This window comes from Pseudomonas fluorescens (genome assembly GCF_000968015.1).
GTDB lineage: Bacteria > Pseudomonadota > Gammaproteobacteria > Pseudomonadales > Pseudomonadaceae > Aquipseudomonas > Aquipseudomonas fluorescens_W.
On record NZ_LACH01000063.1, the window covers coordinates 22742 to 46042 of the forward strand.

At 54.3% G+C, this 23301-nt stretch carries 21 protein-coding genes; 13 read left to right on the forward strand and 8 right to left on the reverse strand.

From position 1 onward, the window contains the following. Window positions 1-52: 52 nt before the first annotated feature. From VD17_RS25850 to VD17_RS25870, 5 genes are all read right to left on the reverse strand, one after another. Complete coding sequence (locus VD17_RS25850; RefSeq protein ID WP_033061684.1) at window positions 53-1087, reverse strand: GlxA family transcriptional regulator; 1035 nt, start codon at window positions 1085-1087, stop codon at window positions 53-55. A gap of 41 nt (window positions 1088-1128) precedes the next feature. Continuing rightward, window positions 1129-2484 (reverse strand): MmgE/PrpD family protein, encoded by a 1356-nt coding sequence (locus tag VD17_RS25855; protein WP_046056302.1) that lies wholly within the window; start codon window positions 2482-2484, stop codon window positions 1129-1131. An 86-nt stretch (window positions 2485-2570) separates the two neighbouring features. After that, the gene (proX, locus tag VD17_RS25860; RefSeq protein ID WP_185753226.1) at window positions 2571-3614 is read right to left on the reverse strand and encodes a glycine betaine/L-proline ABC transporter substrate-binding protein ProX; all 1044 of its coding nucleotides are present in this window, start codon (window positions 3612-3614) and stop codon (window positions 2571-2573) included. Window positions 3615-3682: 68 nt separating this feature from the next. Further along, a complete protein-coding gene (gene proW, locus VD17_RS25865) occupies window positions 3683-4648 on the reverse strand; it encodes a glycine betaine/L-proline ABC transporter permease ProW (protein ID WP_046056304.1) in 966 nt (321 codons plus the stop codon). Between the two features lie 47 nt (window positions 4649-4695). Continuing rightward, a complete protein-coding gene (locus tag VD17_RS25870; protein WP_046056305.1) occupies window positions 4696-5733 on the reverse strand; it encodes a quaternary amine ABC transporter ATP-binding protein in 1038 nt (345 codons plus the stop codon). Between the two features lie 447 nt (window positions 5734-6180). On the opposite strand from VD17_RS25870, the gene VD17_RS25875 reads away from it, so the two are divergent. Then, on the forward strand, window positions 6181-7134 hold the full coding sequence (locus VD17_RS25875) for a LysR family transcriptional regulator (RefSeq protein ID WP_046056306.1): 954 nt from the start codon (window positions 6181-6183) through the stop codon (window positions 7132-7134). 81 nt (window positions 7135-7215) lie between these two features. On the opposite strand, the gene VD17_RS25880 is transcribed toward VD17_RS25875, so the two are convergent. Both VD17_RS25880 and VD17_RS25885 read right to left on the reverse strand, forming a co-directional pair. Then, window positions 7216-7413, reverse strand: coding sequence for a tautomerase family protein (locus tag VD17_RS25880; protein WP_046056307.1), 198 nt, complete (start codon window positions 7411-7413; stop codon window positions 7216-7218). A 122-nt stretch (window positions 7414-7535) separates the two neighbouring features. Next, complete coding sequence (locus tag VD17_RS25885) at window positions 7536-8771, reverse strand: aromatic ring-hydroxylating oxygenase subunit alpha (protein WP_046056308.1); 1236 nt, start codon at window positions 8769-8771, stop codon at window positions 7536-7538. Window positions 8772-9353: 582 nt separating this feature from the next. Between VD17_RS25885 and VD17_RS31870 the strand changes: the two genes are divergently transcribed. The 12 genes from VD17_RS31870 (at window position 9354) to VD17_RS25945 (ending at window position 21637) form a co-directional block, all read left to right on the forward strand. Next, the gene (locus VD17_RS31870) at window positions 9354-9692 is read left to right on the forward strand and encodes an FCD domain-containing protein (RefSeq protein WP_259674594.1); all 339 of its coding nucleotides are present in this window, start codon (window positions 9354-9356) and stop codon (window positions 9690-9692) included. Beyond that, a complete protein-coding gene (locus tag VD17_RS25895) occupies window positions 9689-10600 on the forward strand; it encodes a dihydrodipicolinate synthase family protein (protein ID WP_046056310.1) in 912 nt (303 codons plus the stop codon). Before VD17_RS31870 ends, VD17_RS25895 begins: the two co-directional genes overlap by 4 nt. Further along, the gene (locus VD17_RS25900; RefSeq protein WP_046056311.1) at window positions 10593-12110 is read left to right on the forward strand and encodes an aldehyde dehydrogenase; all 1518 of its coding nucleotides are present in this window, start codon (window positions 10593-10595) and stop codon (window positions 12108-12110) included. Before VD17_RS25895 ends, VD17_RS25900 begins: the two co-directional genes overlap by 8 nt. Then, on the forward strand, window positions 12107-13453 hold the full coding sequence (locus VD17_RS25905) for an NAD(P)/FAD-dependent oxidoreductase (RefSeq protein WP_046056312.1): 1347 nt from the start codon (window positions 12107-12109) through the stop codon (window positions 13451-13453). The genes VD17_RS25900 and VD17_RS25905 overlap by 4 nt, the downstream gene beginning before the upstream one ends. 68 nt (window positions 13454-13521) lie before the next feature. Further along, entirely contained in the window at window positions 13522-14373 is an 852-nt protein-coding gene (locus VD17_RS25910; RefSeq protein ID WP_046056313.1) for a glycine betaine ABC transporter substrate-binding protein, read from the forward strand. 75 nt (window positions 14374-14448) lie between these two features. Then, window positions 14449-15567 (forward strand): quaternary amine ABC transporter ATP-binding protein, encoded by a 1119-nt coding sequence (locus VD17_RS25915; protein WP_046056314.1) that lies wholly within the window; start codon window positions 14449-14451, stop codon window positions 15565-15567. Next, a complete protein-coding gene (locus VD17_RS25920; protein ID WP_046056315.1) occupies window positions 15564-16412 on the forward strand; it encodes an ABC transporter permease in 849 nt (282 codons plus the stop codon). The genes VD17_RS25915 and VD17_RS25920 overlap by 4 nt, the downstream gene beginning before the upstream one ends. Beyond that, window positions 16409-17257 carry an ABC transporter permease gene (locus VD17_RS25925; protein ID WP_046056316.1) on the forward strand — a complete coding sequence of 283 codons (849 nt, stop codon included), beginning with the start codon at window positions 16409-16411 and terminating at the stop codon, window positions 17255-17257. The genes VD17_RS25920 and VD17_RS25925 overlap by 4 nt, the downstream gene beginning before the upstream one ends. A 12-nt stretch (window positions 17258-17269) precedes the next feature. Beyond that, window positions 17270-18268, forward strand: coding sequence for a 4-hydroxyproline epimerase (locus VD17_RS25930; RefSeq protein ID WP_046056317.1), 999 nt, complete (start codon window positions 17270-17272; stop codon window positions 18266-18268). Between the two features lie 102 nt (window positions 18269-18370). Further along, a complete protein-coding gene (locus VD17_RS25935; protein ID WP_185753228.1) occupies window positions 18371-19384 on the forward strand; it encodes a GlxA family transcriptional regulator in 1014 nt (337 codons plus the stop codon). Window positions 19385-19419: 35 nt separating this feature from the next. Then, entirely contained in the window at window positions 19420-20337 is a 918-nt protein-coding gene (locus VD17_RS25940) for a DMT family transporter (protein ID WP_046056319.1), read from the forward strand. A 58-nt stretch (window positions 20338-20395) separates the two neighbouring features. Continuing rightward, a complete protein-coding gene (locus VD17_RS25945; protein ID WP_046056320.1) occupies window positions 20396-21637 on the forward strand; it encodes a M24 family metallopeptidase in 1242 nt (413 codons plus the stop codon). Window positions 21638-21799: 162 nt separating this feature from the next. Here VD17_RS25945 and fdhA read toward each other — a convergent pair whose 3' ends face one another. Further along, window positions 21800-22999, reverse strand: a complete 1200-nt coding sequence (gene fdhA / locus VD17_RS25950) for a formaldehyde dehydrogenase, glutathione-independent (protein WP_046056321.1) — start codon at window positions 22997-22999, stop codon at window positions 21800-21802. Between the last annotated feature and the right edge of the window lie 302 nt (window positions 23000-23301).

Genomic DNA, 23301 nt, shown 5'->3' on the forward strand with positions numbered 1-23301 from the left:
TAGACAGTACGGGTTTCTTGTGTGTTTTTGGCGGGCCTGGGTTTCGGAACACCTAGCGCCTGCGCTCATACGTTGCTCTATAACTGCTTGGCGCGACGCCAAAGAAGTCACGAAAACGCATATGGAAGTTGGCGAAACTACAGAAGCCGGTCGCAATCGCGATATCGGTGATTGGCCGATTGCTCTGCAGAATAAGCTGGCGTGCTCGAGTCAAGCGCAGCTCAAGGTAGTAGCGTGTGGGCGTGGCGCCCACGAAACGACAGAAGCGACGCTCCAATTGCCGTCGGGAAATGTTCACACATTCAGCCAGCTCATCGATCGATAGCGGCTCTTCGATGTTCTTTTGCATCAGTTCTAAAGCGAGCTTCAGGGTTTGTGGCAAGGTGGGGTCAGAGTCAACAATGACAGTCGATATCCCAGAGACTTCAGAGGTTTGATCGCAACTGAGAATTTCCTCGACAGCATGGGTCAGCGACACGCCTTGTTTGGCGGTGATGAGTTCCAGCATCATTCGTAACGAGCTGCTGGCGCCGGCGCACGTGATACGGTTTCGATCGATTACGTGCGTTCGACAAGAGACCAGCACCTTGGGAAAAACATCCTCCATCATCGCTCGCCCGTCTGGATGGAAAGCACACTCGACACCGTCCATTAGCTGAGCTTCCGCCAGAAAAAATGCCCCGTTCCACAAACCGCCCATGGTCGCGCCAAGGGAGGCGACGTTACGCAGCTTGCGCCGTAATAGCGGGTCGCTAATCAGCTTCACTCGCAAACCACCGGCGACGATGAGAACGTCGATACGATCCGGAAGTTGTGATAGCTCCAGGTCTGCCGAAATCGCAATTCCCAGATCGCTCATGACCAGACGGCTCTTGATGCCGACTGTCAACACCTCAAATGCCGGTGTCTCGCTAATCAGGTTGGCGGTCACCAGTGCATCGATAGCGCCGGTAAATGACATCATCGAGAAATTGTTCAAAAGCACGAAAGCTACACGAGTCACCGCCTGCGGCTTTATTGGTTTCTCCGCCGTATAGGAGTACCCCATGTTTTTGTCTTTGAGCACGCTCTCGAATACGAATGGCATAAATCCTCTTTGACACCTGAACGAATAGCTAAAAACCGTTGCTAAATCCAGGCAGCGGTTTTTGGAGCAGACAGCAACAAATCAAAGAATGATTGGCAGTCATCACTACCGGGCAATGCTTCAACACTGTTTTTGATGGCATTGCTGAGCGTGGTTCCCAAACTGTCATCAGCCAGTAAATGGTATTTAGCAGCGAATTCGTCACTCGACATAGGGTTGCCGGGGTCGCCCTTGGCCGTCGCGGTAGGGCTCGTAAGACGCGTGCCGTCTTTCAGGGTAACCGTGACGCGGGACAGAATTTCCTCCGGGAACCTGGCGGACAGGTCAGGCGCCTCATGAAGGGTTATTTTCTCGCTGATACTCAAGATGTCTGGCGCATGAATGGAATCCCCGGTGACCTCTTTAGGGCCCAGCTTTCCGCGAACGATCAAGGCAGCCAAGGGGAACGCTAGCGCATACTGGGCCTCGTCCGCATTCTTCGGAAAATGCCCCTGCAAGCACACAGACTCGTGGAAGGTTTCGACATCAATGGTCTCGATCAACTCAGCAGTGATGGCTGGATGTGCTCGCATTAAATCGGTCATGGCTGTGAGCGCCGGTTGCGCCCAGCGACATACCGGCCACGGTTTGAAATATTGCTCGTCGATCTCCCAACGAGTTCCGATGTCCTGCCAGAAAGTGGAAATCTCCAAAGGTTCAACGGTGGCGGCTGGAGCGCCAGTGACACCGAGCTGTGCCATCAGTAGTGCGTTCAGTCCGGCATAAGCCCCGGCGCCGTGGGCATCACGCAACATCGTCGGAAAGCTTACCAGGCGCATCATCGGGCACCGGGGGCCAAAGTATTCCGCGATACCCAGCGCATGACGGAATGTCGTTTCATCAAGCTTCAGCAGGCGGGCACCGGCGCAAACGACCCCGATCCCGGAAAAGGCACCTGAAGCATGATATTCCGGGGCAGTGGCCATTAATGCCTGGCCCGCACGCAAGGCGGTCTCATAACCAATGCACAGTGCGCTGAGGAATTCCTCGCCGCTGATGTCTTTGCCCTGACTGCGATACGCGTCAACCAATGCGACAATGGCCGGGACAACGGTTGCACCCGCATGCCCCTTGGAGGTGAAGTGACCTTCATGTGCATCCAGGCTATCAACGCAGAAACCGCCTGCATACGCCGCGCCCAATGGATGTACGGCTCTGCCGTCGAACCAAAGGCGGCTGGACAGCTTGTTGGCAGAGTAGTGGGTGTCAGCGTAGGTTTTGAGCATCACGCTGGTTTGATTGTCGCGAGCACCGGCGGCCACACCAATGATGTCGAGCAGGCAAGTTTTAACCAACTCGCGTGTATGCAGGGGCGCGTCCTTGTAACTGAAATTCTGGACGAATGAATACAACTGCATTTCATGATTCCTGAATGATGAACGTCCAAACGGATAAAAAGTTGCCCGGGGAAGGGCAACCTTTTACTCAGTCTTAAAAGAAGGGATTAATTTTTTGCGGTGGCGGTATTAGCAGTGGCGCGTGCGTCTGCCAGCCAGCTGTCGTATTTCGCGCGATGGGCCGCGATCCATTCTTTGGCGTGCCGGGTGATGTCAGCTGCACTTTTTTCACCATTGTGCATTTTCAGATTTTGCGCGCTTTCATCGTCGGTAGAGATCTGCATTTCAGACAGGAACTTCACGGCCGCCGGGTTTTTCTCGGCGAACTCTTTGTTGATGACCGCTCTGACACTGTCTACCGCGAAACCAAGGTTTTTGCCATTGAAGGTAGTGTTGGTATCGTTTTTACCACCTGGAAGATCCGTACGTGGCACGGTTAACCAAACCACATCTTTACCTTCGACCAGAACACCGGAGATCCACTGAGGTACCCAGGTGTAATAGAGAATCGGCTTGCCTTCTTTGTAACGAGCAATGGTGTCGGCCATCAGGGCAAAATAGGAGCCCTGGTTATTGGAAACGGTCTTTTCCAGGCCATAGGCTTTCATATGGTGGGCAATGACCAGCTCGCAGCCCCAACCAGGGTTGCAACCTGTCAGGTCGGCTTTACCGTCGCCATTACTATCGAACAGCTTGGCAATTTCTGGCTTTTTCAAATCATCGAGAGAGGTGATGTGATACTCGTCAGCTGTTTTCTTATCGATCATGTAGCCCTGTAGTACGCCCGGCATAATCGCGCCGGTTTTCACCATCGTTTCGTCGCCGCCGGCCTTCGCATAGAAAGATTTGTGTAGTTCCTCCCACAGATGAACCGAGAAATCAGCGTCACCATTGGCAATCGCAATCATCATGGTGGAGTATTCGGTTTCCTTAGGCGTCTCAACGTCGTAGCCCAACTCCTTGAGACCCGCCATTGCAATCTCTCCGCGAAATCGCTCTTCGGCAATTGACGGGAAAATTGGGGTGATTGATACCCCTTTTCCGGGCTCCTGAGCCGTGGCGGCTGATGCGAAAACAGGGGAAACCGCTAGTACTAAAAGCGCCACAGAGTGAATGAATTTCTGTTTTATTCCGAAGGTTGTGAAGTTCATTATCGTTTGCCTTGGCTGGATTAAGAAGTTGGCATTTCTTTTGGTTCACGACGCGCCGCTTAGCGGAGTTAGCTTTCTTTGGGACTGACTTCTATTTTCGTGACAGTGTCTTTTCTCTTCAGGCGATAAATGACCCCCGCCGGGCCTGTCTGGTACCAGTGCTCACCTTTGGTTGCCCTGTTACTGCGTTCGCCCATTGCCTGGGTCAGTCGGTCGAGGAAAATCGCCAGCAACACCAGCCCCAATCCACCGACGGTTGCCAGGCCCATATCAAGGCGGCCAATCCCGCGAAGTACCATCATTCCCAACCCGCCAACCGAAATCATTGATGCGATCACCACCATGGAAAGTGACAACATTAATGCCTGATTCAGACCTGCCATGATCGTCGGTGCAGCTAGAGGAAGTTGAACCCGCCTCAGCATCTGGCGTGGGGTGCATCCGAAAGCACGGGCCGCCTCAACCTTGTCTTCCGGTACCTGGCGAATGCCCAGGTTGGTGAGCCTGACCAGTGGTGCTACCGAAAAGATGATCGTGACCAGTACACCCGGTACGTTGCCGATACCGAACAGCATCACGACGGGTACCAGATATACGAACGCAGGCAGCGTTTGCATGGCGTCGAGTACCGGACGTAGAAGCATCTCCAGTCGGTCACTACGGGCACACAGGACACCCAGCGGTATGCCGATAACTGCACAGAAAAACAGTGAAGTGAGCACCAGGGCGAGGGTGATCATGGCGTCATTCCATACGCCGATCACTCCTAAGAGGGTGAGGGTGACGAAACAAAGTATTCCTATCTTTTTCCCTCCTACCTGCCAGCCGAAGAGCGTTGCAATAATAATGAATATTGAAGGAGGAATAGCCAACAAGCCGAACTGAATGCCATTAAGTACCTGGTCGATTGGCCATCTTATCGATCGGAAAACCTCGCGGAAATTATGAACCAGAAAGTTCAGGGCAACTTCTACCCATTGGCCCAAAGGGACGTTGATGGATTGAAATGGGTCTAGAAAATTGAATTCGTTCATGTCATCACCTGAATGTCCGAGCCTGGCAAGCCAGCAAATAGAGCCTATTAGTGTCGGCTCATTGTCTGAAGCAGTAGGCTCTTGGAGATCGTGCCTTTGAACACACCCTGGCGATCCAGCACGGCAACTGGATTAACGGCATCAGCAACGATGTGAAAGACGTCCTGCAGGAGTACATCGTCGCGCAGCGTAGGAGTGGATTGATCCATGGCGTACGGATGCTCTGCGCAAATTTTGGCAACATCACCCGCCTTGAGGATCTTCGAGGCATCAAAGCCTTTAAAGAAAGCTCTGACGTAATCGTTCGCGGGGTTGCAAAGCAGCTCTTGCGGGGTACCGATCTGAACTACCCGGCCACCCTCCATGATCGCAATGCGATGGCCGATGCGAATCGCCTCGTCAATGTCATGGGAGATGAAGATGATGGTGCGATGCTGTTCTGCCTGCAGGCGGATCAGTTCGCCCTGCATTTCGTGGCGAATCAGCGGGTCGAGTGCCGAGAAGGCTTCGTCCATCAGCAGGATGGCGGGGTCGTTGGCCAGCGCTCGGGCCAGGCCTACCCGCTGTTGCATACCGCCGGACAGTTGGTGCGGATAGCTGTAGGCGTGGCCATCGAGCCCCACCTGTTTGAGTGCCTCGAGTGCACGTTTATGCCGTTCACTTTCCTCGACACCCGAGATTTCCAGGCCGAAAGCAACGTTGTCGATCACACTCATGTGGGGCATCAGGGCAAACGACTGAAACACCATGCTCATGTCTTTGCGACGAACGCTGAGAAGATCAGCATCCGACAGACCGGTGATTTCCTGGCCGTTGAGATGGATTGTTCCGGAGGTCGGTTCGATCAGTCGATTGAACAACCGGACCATCGTCGACTTCCCGGAACCGGAAAGCCCCATGATGACAAAGATCTCTCCACGTTTTACGGAGAAACTGGCATCAAAAACGCCAACGACTTGACCGGTTTTGCTGAAAATTTCATTCTTGTCAGCACCGCGAGCCAGCATCTCCATCGCGAGCTTTGGCTGAGCACCAAAGACTTTGTAAATGTTTTTTACCGAGAGTATCTCGTCACCAAGACTCATAACCCCTCCTGCTGCAATTACGACGTAAGATCAAGAATTTAGGTGTACGTATCTTGATCAGTTAAGGCGGTGCTTGTGGGGGCAGTCAAGCTGGGAGAAAGGTTGGGAATTAGTCATTGTGACCATCCTCTTTATTATGGATGTTTATTATTTTTGTTTTATCGGCGCTGAATTAAGCAGTTCCTTGAGAGCCAAGTTATTACCTAATAGAGTCAGCGTCTAACAACATTTCTTCCAGCCAATCAATAACGTGATGTTATCAATCATTTGATTATGTCAATTTGCGACTGCGGCAGTGCTAGTTGCGAAGACGACTGCCACTGGCCCTGTCTTAGACCCTGTGTTTCAGCTACGCTCCAGCATAAGCTCTAGGTGGAATCCTCCCGCCGATCTCGTCCCTAACGGCCCTCCAAAGGGCCCCGAACCGGATATTCAATACTCTAGGTTATGGTTAAGCACATCGATCCAGACATGACGCTGCTGAAAATGCCGTCTCTGAAAGCAGTGAAGTCATTCGTAGCCGCCGCCAAATATCAGAGCTTTACGCGTGCGGCTGAAGCGCTGTGCGTTACTCAAGCGGCAATCAGCCGTCAGATTCGGGAGCTTGAGGCGTACCTTGGGGTGGATCTCTTCAAGAGGGTGGGGCGAGCAGTCGAGTTGACGGAAGCCGGATCCATCTTTTTTGATGCGGCACAGATATCTTTCGTCAACATTTCCCAAGCGGCGGAGCGCATTCGCACCAACAATGCAGGCAAGCGCACGTTGACGCTTTGCTGTTCTCCCGCGTTTTCAGCCCTCTGGCTCGCAGCGAAACTGCCGGGGTTTTTTACCAAGAACGCAGACATCGACCTCAATCTGGTAACTACTCAAAACTTTTTGTCGATGGAGCCGGGTGTAACTCCGGACATCTTCATCACCAAAATGGCCAGGATTCAGGATGGCTACCGCAGTTATCCGTTGTTTCATGACGTCATCTACCCGGTGTGCACACCTCGTTACAAAGCGGAGCACCCTGAGCTGTCCAGCCTGGAAGGATTACGCGACGGGGTTTTGCTCAATCTCAGCCCCTATGGCAGATCCCAGGTAGCGGAGCACGTTGACTGGGGCGTTTGGCTGGCTTATCACGATGTTGATATCGAGAAACGCCCCCACGACAGCCCTCACGTTTTCAACGCGAATGACTACAACCTGGTAATCAGCATGGTGTTGACCCATCAGGGCGTAGCGCTGGGATGGAATCACCTGGTTGCAAACCTGATCGAAAACGGCACGCTGATTCGGCCGATCGAAGAGGAAGTGGTTCTCCATGAAAGTCAGCACTATCTGACATTTCGTGAAGACCGGATCAATGACGACGCCTGTTGCCGGCTACGCGACTGGATTCTGGCCCAGTTTTCCTGAGCTGTTTAGTAGAAAGGAGCGCGGCCAGTGGCTGAGTGGTGACTTGGGTTGCGGGGAGGGGGAGAGGTTTGACGGTGTGAATCAATCGGACGAAGCAGGAGGACTGAAAATTTCCCCGGCGACAGCCCAGTCTGTTGGTTTCACATCTTCGAAGATTACGTATACCCATTTCTTGTCCACGCCGGTTTTCTGCACCAGCACGTTTGTCAGTTCTGCGGCGACCTCTGCCTTGATGGCGTCCGTCTTATCATTGAACCAAGAGACACGGATGACGGGCATCTGAAGATCCTTATTATTTGAAAGGGGCTGGAAGCTGACAGCCAACAGGTATTTCTCAAAGCAGAACTGAAGGGGATGCCGGTGGTGATCATTCGTGGTTCTCACCACCGGCAGTGTTGCGCTTAGCCGACAGATCTTAACGGGATCGTGTCATTGAGCTGTTCAAGCATCGTTTTGCAGTACCAATCATCAAACTGACACACACCAATTTCGCTGGCCACCGACAATGGGCCTGGCTCGTAAGCTGGGGAGCTGACGCCGACCTGTGCCCCTTCAACCAAGGTGCGATCCTGGTCATTCGTTGCAAGCCAAACCTTGGTCAGGCGATCGATGTCGTAGTCGACACCTTCCTGCGCGTCTTTTTTGACGATCCATTTTGTAGTGACCAGCGTCTCGCCTGGACCGATGGGCAGAACGCGGAAGCTCAGCGCGTGATCGCCCAAAAAGTGGTTCCAGGTTGATGGGTAGTTGAAATAAAGCAGCGCACCGATGTTGGCTTCACCGGTCGTGTCCAACCGGCCAGCGACCGCAGGCTTGCCATCCATTGTGTAGCTGACGGCCCCCGAGAACAGGGGGATGCGCGTCATTCGGAAACGACCTTCATCATCCATGACCAATCGGCTAGGCAGACCTGCCGCCTCGCAGCGATCCCAGTGCTCTTTGAGTTCGAGATCTTCATCGCCGCCGGCGCCACCCACTGACGGGTTGTCGACGAATGAGTGCATCAATTCCGGGTGAGTACAATCGCAGTGGTAGCACTCACGGTTGTTCTCGAAAACCAGTTTCCAATTACCTTTCTCGATGATGTTCGACTCAAACGCGACTTTGCAGTCGTCCAGGTTATGAGGCGCAACGAAAGGGGTGACGGATTTTCTGAACGACGAAAAGTCTGGGGCGACATCTGCAACGCACACATAGATGTACGTTTCGACGACCTCACAATGCACGGATTTCAACCCATGCTGAGACTTGTCGAAATCTTCCCCCATGTTCCCGGCGAAAAGCAGCCTGCCGTCCAGCTCGAATGTCCATTTGTGGTAAGGGCACACCAGTTTGGCGACTTTGCCGCTTGCTTCCGGGCACACCTTGGAACCGCGATGGCGGCAGGCGTTGTGGAAGGCACGAATCTGTTTGTCGCCACCACGGACGACCGCGACAGGGTAATCGCCGATTTGCAGCGACAGGTACTGACCCGACTTCTCCAGCTCAAATGTGTGCCCTGCGAAGATCCAGCTTTTGTGCCAGATCTGTTCCAGATCCTGCCTGTAAACGTCTGGATCGCTATAAAGGGCACCTGGCAGCGCGTGGTCAGGCTTGCGCTGCGCGATTAGATTTGAAACTGCCGATTTAGTGCTCACGGTCAACACACTCCAAAATACCAAGGGGGCGACACGTTCAGCCTGCTCAGCGAGGTGAGGCCAAACGGTCTTGAGTTCGCAGTACCGTCTGTGGATGCAAGCCCATCAAACCGTGCTGCTTCTATCCGCGAACCGGAACGTTTTGCCACGTCCAGGAAGCGTCTTACGAAAAATGTGCCTTCTTGGATGGTGGTGCCATCCGTGCACTCATTTCGTTCAAGTCCTTACTAATGCAGGCATTCCTGTAATGCCGATGTTTGCATCAATAGCAGTTTTTCTACAGCTCCTTATTCGAGCCAGTGCAAATAAATTCCAACTAATGGAACGAATGTACGAGAAATTCTCTTATCCAATTCGTCGGTAGAATATCGCTGTTGTAAGGCTACGATGGCAATCATGTATCAACAAGAAACATTTACTCTTATCAATGCATAAACAAATGTTATCAATTGACGTCGCGGCCCCGATGAGGAAATTTTAAATCGTTGAAAATAAAGGGAAAAATATTTTTCAGGACGAGTAAAGCACCCCTCTAGAAATGTATACGCTGGAAATACACTCTATTGACCGTCTTCTTGGCCCATGCCAGTCTGGATTCAACAGTTAACCGTGCTAGTCGGCAAAACAACCTCTGGAGGTGTTCAGACGTTTGGCTGGCGAAGGTTATATAGATATTCGAGAGATACGTTTTTTCGCCCTCAAAACAGGGGCATGGAGAAACGACTCGAGCAATCTGCCGGACATCATGACGCTTTTATTGAAGCCATTGAACGGCGTGATGAAAGTGCCGTAGTTGATCTCGTGTTTGAGCATTGGGAACTGTCCCGTGAAAACATGGAGATTTTTATCGCGCCTCAAGGCATCAAAGCTGACGCGCTCGTTTATCTTCCACCTAACTCGCATTCGGAGCATTTATCTTGAAATTTGAAGGTATTTATACGCCAGCAGTAACTCCTTATAACTCGGACGGGGAGATTGACTGGAATGTGTATTCGGAAGTTTTGGAGTCGCTGATTGAGGCGAAGGTGCACGGCATTATTATCGGCGGGTCGACCGGCGAGTATTATGCGCAGACTTCCGAAGAACGCACCGAGTTGGCGGCCTACGCCAAAGATGTGATCGGCACTCGGGTGCAACTGATCGTCAGTACCGGGGCGATTCGTACCGAAGATGCGGTTCAGTACGCCAAGGATGCCAAATCGATCAAAGCGGACGCCATTCTCGTCACGTCCCCGCCTTACGCGCTGCCAACCTCACAGGAAAACGCGATTCACGCGCTCACTATCGATCGCGCAGCGGATTTACCCATCATGCTTTACAACTATCCGGGGCGTATGTGCGTTTCGATGGATGAAGAGTATTTCACGCGTGTCAGCCAATCGAAAAACGTCGTCGCCATCAAGGAAAGTTCTGGCGACATGGGCCAGGTGCATATGCTGGCCCGGCAGTTCCCGAACATCGCCTTGTCCTGCGGATGGGACGACCAGGCCCTCGAGTTTTTTGCCTGGGGCGCTCGCAGTTGGGTGTGCGCAGGCTCCAACTTCCTGCCCAAGGAACACGTTGCGCTTTATGAAGCCTGCGTGATCGAAAAGAACTTCGACAAAGGCCGTCAAATCATGTCGGCGATGATGCCGCTGATGAATGCTTTGGACGGTGGCAAGTTCGTGCAGTCGATCAAGTACGGCTGCGAAGTTGCGGGATTGAAAGTCGGTAACGTGCGCCTGCCATTGCAGCCACTTGAAGCGGACGAAAAGCAGAGTTTCGCGTCGGTCATTACTGAACTCAAACGTAACGTAGCCAACATTTCTTCGGGAGCCAGCCATGGGTGATCTTCTGAGCAAGGCCGAGTATGCCGCTCTGGCCAAAGACATTTCGTTGCCATCGAAGGCGTTCATTAATGGCGCGTTTAAACCCGCGATCTCTGGCAAAACCTTTGCCACGAACAATCCGGCGACCGGTGACTTTTTGACCGACGTCGCAGCTTGTTCGTCCGATGATGTCGACTTCGCGGTGAGCAATGCCAAGGAGGCCTTTGAGGATGGACGCTGGAGATCTATTTCTCCTCGAGAGCGCAAAGCGGTTCTGTTGAAGTTTGCAAACCTGCTTGAAAGCCATCAATACGAACTGGCCGTCCTCGAAAGTCTCGATAGCGGTAAACCGGTCAGTGAATGTCAGTTGGTCGACATCCCGGACACCATCCACACGATCCGCTGGCACGCAGAACTGATTGACAAGATTTATGACAACACAGCACCGGTTGGCAGCGACGCGCTGACCATGGTGGTCCGGGAGCCGATCGGCGTGGTGGGCTGCGTATTGCCCTGGAACTTCCCACTGCTGATGCTGGCCTGGAAAATCGGCCCGGCGCTCGCTGCGGGCTGTTCGGTCATCGTCAAACCCGCAGAACAAACCTCGCTGACCACGTTGCGTGTCGCTCAGTTGGCGTTTGAAGCCGGTATACCCGCTGGTGTCCTTAACATTGTCACCGGCACGGGCAAAGACGTTGGTGAGCCAATCGGTTTGCATAACGATGTCGACATGGTCAGCTTCACCGGATCCACCGCGACCGGCCGCCGTTTCCTGCATTACGCCGCCGATTCGAACCTGAAACGCATCGTCCTTGAGTGCGGCGGAAAAAATCCGGCCGTGGTGATGGACGATGCCCAAGACCTGGATCTCGTCGCTCAGCATGTCGTCAATGGCGCGTTCTGGAACATGGGCGAAAACTGCTCCGCGACTTCACGTCTGATCGTCCATGCGTCGGTTAAAGACGAACTGCTGGAGCGAATGGGCGCCTACATCCGCGAATGGAAGATGGGTGACCCACTCGATCCGCAGAACCGCGTAGGGTCGCTGGTCAGCCCAGAGCATTTCGCAAAAGTGAAGTCGTACCTTGAGCACGCCACCGCCGGGAAGCTTGCAGTCGTGTATGGCGGCGCAACCAAAGACGGTGCCTTCGTAGAACCGACGGTGATAGACGGTGTGGATCGGAATAGCCGGTTGTTCCAGGAAGAGATCTTCGGCCCAATCCTTTCGGTCACCACGTTCAACACGATCTCCGAAGCCATTGCGCTGGCCAATGACACGGTATACGGCCTGGCGGCCTCGGTTTACACCGCCAGCTTGCGTCGCGCGATCAAGTTGTCGCGGGAAATTCGCGCGGGCATCGTCACCGTCAACTGCTTTGGCGAGGGTGACGCATCGACACCATTCGGTGGCTACAAGGAGTCAGGCTTCGGTGGTCGGGACAAATCCATCTTCGCCCATGACCAATACACCGAAATCAAAACAATCTGGATCGATGTGTCTGATCGGTCGGACGAAGAGACCGAAAAATGAGCACCCATACCATCAAGCGCCTGCCGGTAGACACCGGGGTTTCAGGTTGGGAGGCGATTTCCGCACGCACTGCGCCTGTCCGCATGCTTGATGGAAATGTGACGGCGGATTGGCTGATTATCGGTGCCGGTTTTGCCGGCCTGTCCGCCGCTCGCAGACTTTCACAGTTACACCCGGGTGACAGCATTGTTGTGGTCGATGCTCATGAAGTCGCCAAGGGGCCGGCGGGCAGAAACTCTGGTTTCATGATTGATGTGCCGCACAGTCTGTCGTCCGGCGAATACTCCGTGGCGAGCGAGTCTGCAACGGCACTGGAAATCACGCAAAATCGTTTTGCGATTGCTTTTGCCGCTGAAGCCGCGCGGGAGTACGGCATGTCTGCCGACACCTTCGACCCTTCAGGGAAGATCAACGCGGCCGCCACTGAGCGGGGATTGAAGCTGAACGTCAATTACGCCAAATCCCTTGAGCGCATTGGCGAGAAGTTCGAGATGTTTGATGCCGCGCAAATGCGCGAAATCACCGGGTCCACCTACTACAACGGTGGGATCTACACGCCCGGCGCAGTGATGATTCAACCCGCGCAATACATCCGAGACCTGGCAGCAGGGCTCGAAGGGAAAATCACGCTGTTCGAACGCTCTCCCATTATTGAATTGACCAAGCAGGGACGCGGTTGGAGCGCTCGATCTCATAACGGGACGGTGCACGCTCCCAAAGTCATCTTGGGGGTTAACGGCCACATAGAAGACTTTGGCCATTATCAAGGACGCCTGCTGCACGTCTTCACTTACGCCTCCATGACGGCAGCGTACAGTGAAGATGCATTCAGGAAAGAGGTGACGGGCAAAGCCAAGTGGGCTTTGCTGCCAGCGGACCCAATGGGAGCGACCGTTCGCAAGATCTCTTCAGACGGTCTCTCGCGAATTGTCATTCGGACAAAGTTCACCTATGACCCGAGTATCCAGGTTACTCCAGAGCGTGTAGCTGCAGTGGCCAAAGAACAGCGACATTCCCTGGATGCGCGCTTTCCCGAGTTGAAATCCACTGCATTGGAATTCAGTTGGGCCGGCCGCCTGTGCCTAAGTCGTAACAGCGCCGCTGCATTTGGCGAGATTGAAGAAAACCTGTACTCGGCTTGCTGCGAAAATGGACTGGGTACTGTGAAAAGTACCCTGGCAGGTGTGATGGCTGCGGAGTTGGCATCGGGCACGCCTTCGGAGTTTCTCGATAGCTTCAGTCACGCACCAGGCCCCAGCAAGCTACCACCCAAGATAATAACGAAACTGGGCGTCAGTTCGGTTATTCGCTGGCATGAGTTTTGGGCCGGGCGAGAAGGTTAACAAATTTAAGTTGTCGGCTTTTCCAATAAAGGCCGTTTAACAAGTCACTAATAAGAACGGAATAATCCATGCGAAATATCTGGAAGGCATTCTGCGCGCTCGCGCTTGTGGGCATGATGAGTTTGCAGGCACACGCTGAAGAAAAAAACATAGTAATGGGCACCATGTCTTGGGAGGACTTGGTGCCTATCACCGGCATTACCAAGAAGGTACTCGAGAACGCTGGATATACCGTAAAAGTGGTGGAGTTTTCCGAGTGGGGTATCGCCTACGCTGCACTCAGCAAAGGGGATATTCAAGTGTTGGCATCCCAGACTGATTACGCTGCAGCCGATTACTGGAAAAAGAATAAAAACAAAATCGAGAAGCTGTCACCGGTCTCCTATGGTCTTTATCAGGGCATGGCAGTACCCAGTTACGTGGACATCGACTCCATCGAACAGCTGAATGCAAACGCGGACAAACTGGGGAACAGAATCATAGGCATCGAGCCTGGTTCAGGTTTGATGAGTGACGCGAACAACGTTGTCAAAGCTTACGACATCAAGCTCAAGCTGGTCGAAGGCAGTACTTCCGCCATGACCGCAGCTTTAAAGTCGGCAGTCGACCGCAAAGAATGGGTGGCTGTAACCGTCTGGGATCCATCGTGGATGACCAAGAAATTTGATCTTAAATTCTTGAAAGATCCAAAAGGGGTCTTCCCGCCATTGCAGGGTTATTACTGGATCGGACACAAAGGCTTCGCTGAAGCCAATCCGCGTGCGCGTGAACTAATGGCCAGCGTTTATGTGCCTATCACGGACATCACCGCGATGAATGCTGAAGTCAAGGATGGCAAGACCATGGACGAGGCTATCAAGGGTTGGATTGATAGTCATACCGATCTTGTAAATCGTTGGGGAAATATCAAGAACTATTAAGTTGTGTTTGTTTGCCACTGCCGCCCTTTGATTAATTAAAGAAACCAGCAAACAACTGGTTCGATGGATTGCGAAATGACAATGGCCACAATTAATACTGACGAAGTGCTGGTAGATTGCCAGTCGGTTTGGAAAATCTTCGGTAAAAATGCACCGGCAGCCATGGATGCGGTTGTCCAGCAGGGTCTTTCAAAGACCCAGATCCTGCAAAACTACGGCTGCGTGGTCGGGGTTTCCGATGTCAGTCTCCAGGTTCGCCGGGGGGAAATTTTTTGCATCATGGGTTTGTCCGGCAGTGGCAAATCCACCCTTATCAGGTTGCTGAACAAGCTGATCACCCCTAGCTCGGGGAAGGTGCTGGTCAAAGGCAAAGACGTTTCATCCCTGTCGCCGGCACAGTTGCGAGAGGTGAGGGCGCGTCACATCGGTATGGTCTTTCAAAGCGTTGCCTTGCTGCCTAACCGTACGGTTCTTGAGAACACCGCGTTTGGCCTGGAAGTGCAGGGTGTGGGCAAGGCTGAACGTTACAAAGTGGCCGAGCAGGCGTTGGCGAAGGTTGGATTGAGCGAGTGGACTTCGCGTTATCCCAGCGAGCTGTCCGGGGGCATGCAACAACGGGTCGGGCTGGCACGTGCACTGACTGCCGATCCAGAAGTGATTTTGATGGATGAGCCGTTCAGCGCGCTTGATCCGCTGATTCGCCGACAGTTGCAGGATGAGTTCCGTCAACTGACCAAGGAACTGGGCAAGTCCGCGGTGTTTATTACACACGACCTGGACGAGGCCATCCGCATTGGTGATCGCATTGCGATCATGAAGGATGGCGCCATCATTCAGGTCGGCACCGCCGAGGAGATCGTGCTAAATCCCGCTGACGATTACGTGGCGGAATTTGTTGCCGGCATTTCCCGACTGCATCTGGTGAAGGCTCACTCGGTCATGACGTCGGTCCAGGCCTACAAGGCAGCACACCCGACATGCGACATCTCCAGGCTCACCAAAACTTCGCCTGATGCCGATATCAATGAGCTGATCGGATTGACGATGAAGTCCGAGCGCGATGCGCTTGCCGTTGTCGATAGCGGAACGGTGGTGGGGATCGTTACCCCTCGTGATCTGCTGCGGGGCGTGCAAGGTATTCCCAATGAATTGGCGCCCATAGCAACTGCCAATGCAATGGGGGCGTGCGCATGAGTACGCCGGATTTTTCCAGTCAGTTCGATGCATCCATTGATACGGGGCTGGAATGGCTTTCAGATAATGGCGAGTTCGTGTTCGATGCCGTCAATGCGGTGCTCAATGGCCTTTACCAAGGCGTGCTGTGGTGTATCGCTTATCCAGCGCATTACGTCGTGGCGATTGTCCTGGCGTTGATTGGCTGGCGTGTGGTCGGCGTGCGCTTCGCGATTCTCTCAGGTCTGGCATTGTTGCTGTGCGACCTCATCGGTTTGTGGCCAGAGACAGTCAGTACGCTTGCACTGGTGCTCACTGCGACTGTGTTGGCACTGGCGGTCGCCATTCCGCTGGGAGTCGTCGCGGGTCTGGCGCCGGCTTTTGATCGTGTGGTTGATCCTTGTCTGGATTTGATCCAGACGATGCCGCCCTACATCTACCTGCTACCGGCCATTGCGCTACTCGGCTACGGCCCCGCCACGGCGCTGTTGGCGACTTTTATCGTCGCGCTTCCCCCAGCTCTACGACTGACTTCCCTGGGGATTCGCATGACGCCCAAGGAGTTCATCGAGTTGGGAGATGCCAGCGGCGTGACGGGTATGCAGATGTTTTTCAAGATCCGCTTACCGTTCGCCATGCCCAGCATCATGGCCGGCGTTAACCAAAGCCTGATGATGGCATTCGGTATGGTTGTCATTGCCGGCATTGTGGGTTCGGGCGGTTTGGGCGAGGCGATTTACGGGTCCGTTCGTACTTTGGATATCGCCAAGTCGATCAACGCAGCCATCGCTATCGTCATTCTGACCATGATTCTGGATCGTCTGGCGCAGAGCGCTGCACAGTCGCGGGTGAGGGCATCTCAATGACAACGCACATTCAATTTTCTCCAGGCGATTACCTGGCGCCTGCCGTGGATTGGCTGAACACGAATTTACATGGCTTGTTCAAAGGGATCAGTCAGGTCGTTGAGGCGGTACTCGGTGCAGTGGAGGGAGCGCTGCTTACTCCCCACCCGTATTTATTCATCGGTATTGTCGTCGTCGCGGCGTTCTTTTTTGCCAATAAGCGGGTCGCTGTTTTCGCTGCGGTGATGTTGGCGTTCTGTTTGTTCGCGGGCCTGTGGATCGCGTCCATCCAGACGATCGCGCTCGTCAGTGTGGCGGTCCTGATCTCGGTGGCCATTGCTTTCCCGCTGGGGGTTCTGGCTGCCCGGGTGAAGCGTGTAGATGAAGCGTTGCTGCCGATTCTGAACATCATGCAAACCGTGCCGCCCTGGGTTTACCTGATCCCTGCCGTGATGCTGTTCAGCTTGGGACGGGTGCCCGCGATCATTGCAACGATTGTTTACGGCATCCCGCCGATGCTCAGATTGACGACCCTTGCCTTCAAGCAGTTACCCAAGGATCTCCTTGAGTTGGGCCAGGCATCCGGTGCTTCACCTAAAGACATTCTGTTCAAAATTGAACTGCCAACGGCTGCACCCACGCTGTTGGTAGGCCTGAACCAATGCATCCTCATGTCGCTGGCGATGGTGGTGCTGGCCGGTCTGGTGGGGGCAGGCGGTCTGGGGGCTGAAGTCACCCGTGGCCTCTCCAGGATGGAGATGGGCCTGGGGCTTCGAGCGGGCCTGGCCATTGTCGCTATTGCGCTGCTGTTGGATCGACTGTCACGGGGCGCGTTGCAGCGTCACTCTCCCAGCAAACTCCTTTGAAAGAGCATCAGTATGAGACGCAGCTTTTTTTGCATTGATTCGCACGCGTGTGGCAACCCGGTTCGGGTTGTAGCGGGCGGAGCACCGCTGATGCCCTCCGTATCGATGGCGGAGCGGCGCGATATATTCGTGCGTGACCACGACTGGGTGCGCACCGCATTGATGTTCGAGCCCCGGGGGCACGACATCATGTCCGGCGTCATTATCTATCCATCGGTACGTGATGACTGCGACTTCGGTGCGTTGTTTATCGAAGTCAGCGGCTGCCTGCCGATGTGTGGAGCGGGCACCATCGGGTTATCGACCGTGGTCATTGAAGAAGGCTTGGTGACACCTCGTGAGCCGGGAAAACTGGCCATTGAAACACCGGCGGGGCGTGTCGATGTCGAATACACCCTGGGCGGCGAATTTGTTGAGTCGATTCGCTTGTTCAACGTATCCAGCTACCTGCACAGCGCCGATGTGGTGGTGGAAGTACCCGGTATTGGTACGTTAACGGTGGACATCGCCTACGGCGGGAATTTCTACGCGGTGGTCGAACCACAGGAGTGCTGGACTGGATTCGAAGGGCAGACGACGGCTGACATCGTGGGGTTGAGCCAGAAGCTGCGCGCAGCGCTCTCGGCCATTTGTGACCCTGTGCATCCAGAGAACAGCAGAATCAGTGGTGTCCATCACATCATCTGGTGTGACAAACCACAGAGCAGAACCGTGCATGGACGCTGTGCCGTGTTCTACGGCGATAAAGCTATTGATCGTTCTCCCGGCGGTACCGGTACCTCGGCCCGGATGGCTCAGCTCTTCGGAAAGGGGCGGCTGAACGTCGGCGACGTTTATCGACTCGAAAGTCTGATCGGTACGATCTACGAAGGAAAAGTTGAAGCGTCGGTAAAAGTCGGAACCTTTGACGGCATGAATCCAAGTGTCAGCGGCTGGGCTGAAGTGATAGGTCACAACACCATTTTCGTTGATGACAAAGACCCTCTAGCCCACGGGTTCCAGCTCGCATAAAGAGTTTGGTCACGGCGCCAACGGTTGATTCTTCGGATGCGCAGATTCAACCGTGGTTTGCACAATGGCTGCGTTCGTCAGTGTAAAGAAGCGAGGCTTAAAGTGATCGAACGACGAGATTTCAGCGGGTGTATGAAAGGTAAAAACCTGCGCTATCTGGAAGAGACTCGGAGTGAGCCGACAGCTCATGCCCGGGCAGGATTTTTACTGCTCGAGCACTTCTCGCTGCCTGCATTTACACAAGCGCTCGATACGATTGTCACTGCCAACCTCTTGCGTCCCACGTTGTTCTCTTCACGAACCTTCGGGTTGCAGGACGGAGAGGTCAACAGCGACCTTGGCCTGGTCATTCGACCGGATGCGAGGTTGGAGGTTGCAGCACTCAAACACCTTAATTTGTTGGTCATATGCGGCGGCTATCGCACAGAACTCAAAGTCAATCACGAGCTGATCAGCATCCTCAAAACGGCATCGGAACTGGGTATCACACTGGCCGGGCTTTGGAATGGGGCATGGTTTTTGGGCGTGTCAGGTTTGTTGGAAGGGTACCGTTGTGCGATTCATCCCGAACACCGACCCGCGCTCGCAGAAATTTCAAAAGTCACGCATGTCACCAGTGAAGCATTTGTCATGGATCGAGACCGGCTCACGGCTTCGAGTCCGGCGGGTGCTTTTCATATGGCCCTCGAGTGGATCAAAGGGCTGCACGGCAAGGCGCTTGTCGAGGGCATCGAAGACATTCTGTCTTTCGAAGAGTCGCGGTATCGGCGTATCAAACCGACACAGAACATCTCGTTGAGCGCCCCCCTTAAAGAGGTGGTCAAGCTGATGGACGCCAACCTTGAAGAGCCGTTGCAAATGGACCAACTGGCGGTCTATGCCGGACGTTCCCGCCGACAAATAGAGCGCTTGTTCAAAGAACAACTGGGTACCACACCGCAACGGTATTACCTGGAATTACGCATTACCGAGGCACGGCGGTTGCTTCAGCACACAGAGCTGTCTCAGGTTGATGTGCTGGTCGCATGCGGCTTTGTTTCACCGAGCCATTTCAGCAAATGCTACAGCTCGTATTTTGGTTACCGGCCTTCGAGAGAAATGCGATTGGTGAAGTAAAAAAAGGCTGTCGCTTAAATTTTAAGGAGGAGGGCATGACCGAGTTGCAATTGAAGAGCGACAGAACAAAAAATACTGCACCCACCGTTGCCGCTAATCCTGGGGTCGCAAGGCCCCAACTCGGGATTTTTCTATGCCTGCTTTCAATGCTTATCTTTGCGAGCCAGGATGGACTAACCAAGGTGCTTGTCAAAGACTTCCCGGTTGCCCAACTGGTCATGATGCGCTATTGGGTGTTTGTCGTTTTTGCCCTCGGGTATGCCGCCTACCAAGGTAGGGAAAAGGCGTCGTTTCGGAGTAAGCACCCTTGGCTCCAACTCATTCGAGCGCTGTTAGCCGTAGGTGAAACCCTACTGTTTGCAGTGGGGCTACGATATTTGGGCCTGGCCGAAATGCATGCGCTCTATGCCGTATTTCCGCTGATGGCACTGGCATTGGCGGGGGCCGTGCTTGGGGAGTTCATAGGTCTGCGGCGCTGGATTGCCGCCGCCATAGAGTTCACCGGGACACTGATCATCCTTCGACCAGGCGCGGGCGTTTTTGAACTCGCGGCGCTGATCCCCCTGCTGGCTGCTTTGGCGTTCGCAGTGTTCAACGTACTGACGCGCCGGATTAGCCAGCACGATTCCTTTGCGACGAACATGCTCTTTATGGCAACTGTGGGTGCCCTGACAGTCACATTTGCGGGGCTGCCCGCATGGGTTACTCCGACTCCGGTCCAGGGCCTCTTGATGGGGATCCTGTCATTGACGGGAGTCGTTGCTCAGATTCTTTTCATTCAAGCACTCAAATACGCGACCGCTTCTTCCCTGCAGCCTTTCAACTATGCGCTTCTGGTGTTCGCTACTTTGATTGGTGTGATCGTTTTTGCCGAGCGCCCTGATACCTGGGTGGTTGTCGGAGCCACGTTGGTGATTATCGGTGGGCTGTATGCGATTAAAGCAAAGGCGTGAACGTACCTGAGTGTAGGAAGTAATCAATGTGTGGTTGGATTCCTGGATGAGCCTACTAATGAATAAGACTTCGAGCCTTAATGCCGACACCCGAATTCCCTTGAAGAACCCAGTGAGTGACGCAGACCTGCAGGCCGCACGCGCCTACCGTCTCCAACGGGTTAGAGATTTTTTAGCCAAGTACGATTACGCGGCAATTCTGCTTTATGACCCCGTCAATATTCGATACGCCACTGACTCATCCAACATGCAGGTCTGGACGGGGCACAATGCCGCTCGATATGCCATGGTGTTCGCAAACGGCGCGGTCATTCTTTGGGAGTTTCATAATTGTGATCATCTTAGCGGTCATCTGAACGCTATCGATGAGGTGCGCACATCTATCAATTGGGCTTATTTTGGTGCGGGTCCCCGGGTACAAGAAAAAGCGCTTGAATGGTCAGGAGAAATTGTCGATCTGCTACGGCGCCATGGTTCAGGCAATATGCGTTTGGCAGTGGACAAGTTGGAACCAGAAGGCGTTTTTTGCCTCAATAATCACGGTGTGGAACTGTTTCAGGGACAAGCCCTCATGGAGCAGGCGCGGGCAGTCAAGTCGGCAGCTGAACTCAAGCTGATCAGGTGGACCATTGCCGTGTGTGAGCGCGGAATCAAGCGGATGTCGGAAGAGCTTCGTCCGGGAATGACGGAAAATGAGCTCTGGGCCTGGTTACACTTCGAGAATATCCGCCATGGCGGTGAGTGGATCGAAACCCGTCTTCTTGCGTCGGGACCGCGCACCAATCCATGGATGCAAGAAAGTAGCGACAGGGTAATGCAAGAAGGCGAAATCATTGCGTTTGACACTGATTTGATAGGCCCGTACGGATACTGCGCTGACATATCCCGTGCGTGGACTGTTGGTCATGTGCCGCCAACGGCGGAGCAACGTAGGCTTTATCAAACTGCATACGAACAAATTCAGAAAAATATGGAGATTTTGAAGCCTGGAATGTCGTTCCATGAATTCAGTTCCAAGGCATGGAAGATACCGGAAGAGTTCTACAAGAATCGGTATTGTTGTGTTGCTCATGGCATCGGTATGGTCGATGAATACCCCGCCATCGCCCATGCAGGTGGGGACTGGAAGGGTGGCGGCTACGATGGTGTGTTCGTTGAAAACATGACTGTTTGCATCGAAAGCTGTATAGCCGCAGAAGGAGGGCGGGAAGGTATCAAACTTGAAGAGCAGGTGCTGATTACTCGTGATGGCTGCGTCCCTCTCTCAACCTATCCTTTCGAGACGGATTGGCTCAGCTGATTTCTTTTTCGTTCACCAGCATGGAGTACTTGCCGGCGCCTGTGGGGCCGAACTACAAATGACCGATCATGGCTCGGTCCACGCGTGACAACGGCGTCGCAGGACGGGACACACGGCCATAAAAAAGGGCAGCTCAACGCTGCCCTTTTCCCAACCTACTCCTTAGGCCGCGCTAAACAGCTTGTGCGGATCCATGACAAATTTCTTCGGCACCCCGGCGTCGAACTCGTGGTAACCGCGCGGCGCGTCGTCCAGGCTGATCACCTGCACGCCGACGACCTCGGCAATGTTGATCCGGTCCCACATGATCGCCTGCATTAGCTGACGGTTGTACTTCATCGTCGGGGTCTGGCCGGTGTGGAAGCTGTGGGACTTGGCCCAGCCGAGGCCGAAACGGATGTTCAGGCTGCCATGCTTGGCGGCTTTGTTGACCGCGCCCGGGTCTTCGGTGACATACAGACCGGGGATACCGATATTGCCGGCGACCCGCACCACGCCCATCAGCGCGTTGAGCACATCGGCCGGGGCCTCGTGCTGCGCGCCGTCATGGCCGTGGCCTCGGGCTTCGAAGCCGACCGCGTCGACCGCACAATCGACTTCCGGCTCACCGAGCAGGTCGGCGATTTGCTCGTGCAGTGGAGTGTCCTTGGTCAGGTCGGCGATCTCGAAGCCCTGGGCCTTGGCATGCGCCAGACGCAGCGGATTGACGTCGCCGACGATCACTACCGCCGCACCAAGCAGACGGGCGGAGGCGGCAGCAGCCAGTCCGACCGGACCGGCACCGGCGATATACACGGTGCTGCCAGGGCCGACGCCGGCGGTCACCGCGCCGTGGTAGCCGGTCGGCAGGATATCGGAGAGGCAGGTCAGGTCGCGGATTTTTTCCATCGCGCGATCGCGATCCGGGAGTTTCAGCAGGTTGAAGTCGGCATACGGCACCAGCACGTATTCGGCCTGGCCGCCCACCCAGTCGCCCATGTCCACATAGCCATAGGCACCGCCGGGGCGCGCCGGGTTGACCGTCAGGCAGACGCCGGTGTGCTGTTCCTTGCAACTGCGACAACGGCCGCAGGCGACGTTGAACGGCACCGAGACCAGGTCACCGATCTGCACGTTTTCCACGTCACGGCCCTTCTCGATCACCTCACCAGTAATTTCATGGCCAAGCACCAGCCCGACCTGGGCCGTGGTCCGGCCACGCACCATATGCTGGTCGGAGCCGCAGATATTGGTCGAGACCACGCGCAGGATCACGCCATGGTCAATGCGCTTGCCGCGCGGGTCTTCCATTTTCGGATAGGGGATGGTCTGCACCTCGACCTTGCCTGCGCCGAGATACACGACACCACGATTACCAGACATGATTGCACCTCGCTTTTGTTGTTGTGAGAACACGGCCCTTGTACTTCGAAGGGTCGCGCGGCCTTACAGTGCGGCGGTATATGTCTTGCGTTTGCGCGTGAGTGCAGATTGGTTGGAAGTCACCTTCCAACGACGCGTGATTAGCAGTCATCGTATCGATCCTACGCCTGGTATCAGTACCCGGCGAGAGCATTTAACACCCAGTCACTAACCCCGGACGATAGGAGCAAACGCGATGATTGCGGACTCGACTGGTCAGGTAGCGCTTGTCAGCGGAGCCGGTAGTGAACAATTGCCTGATA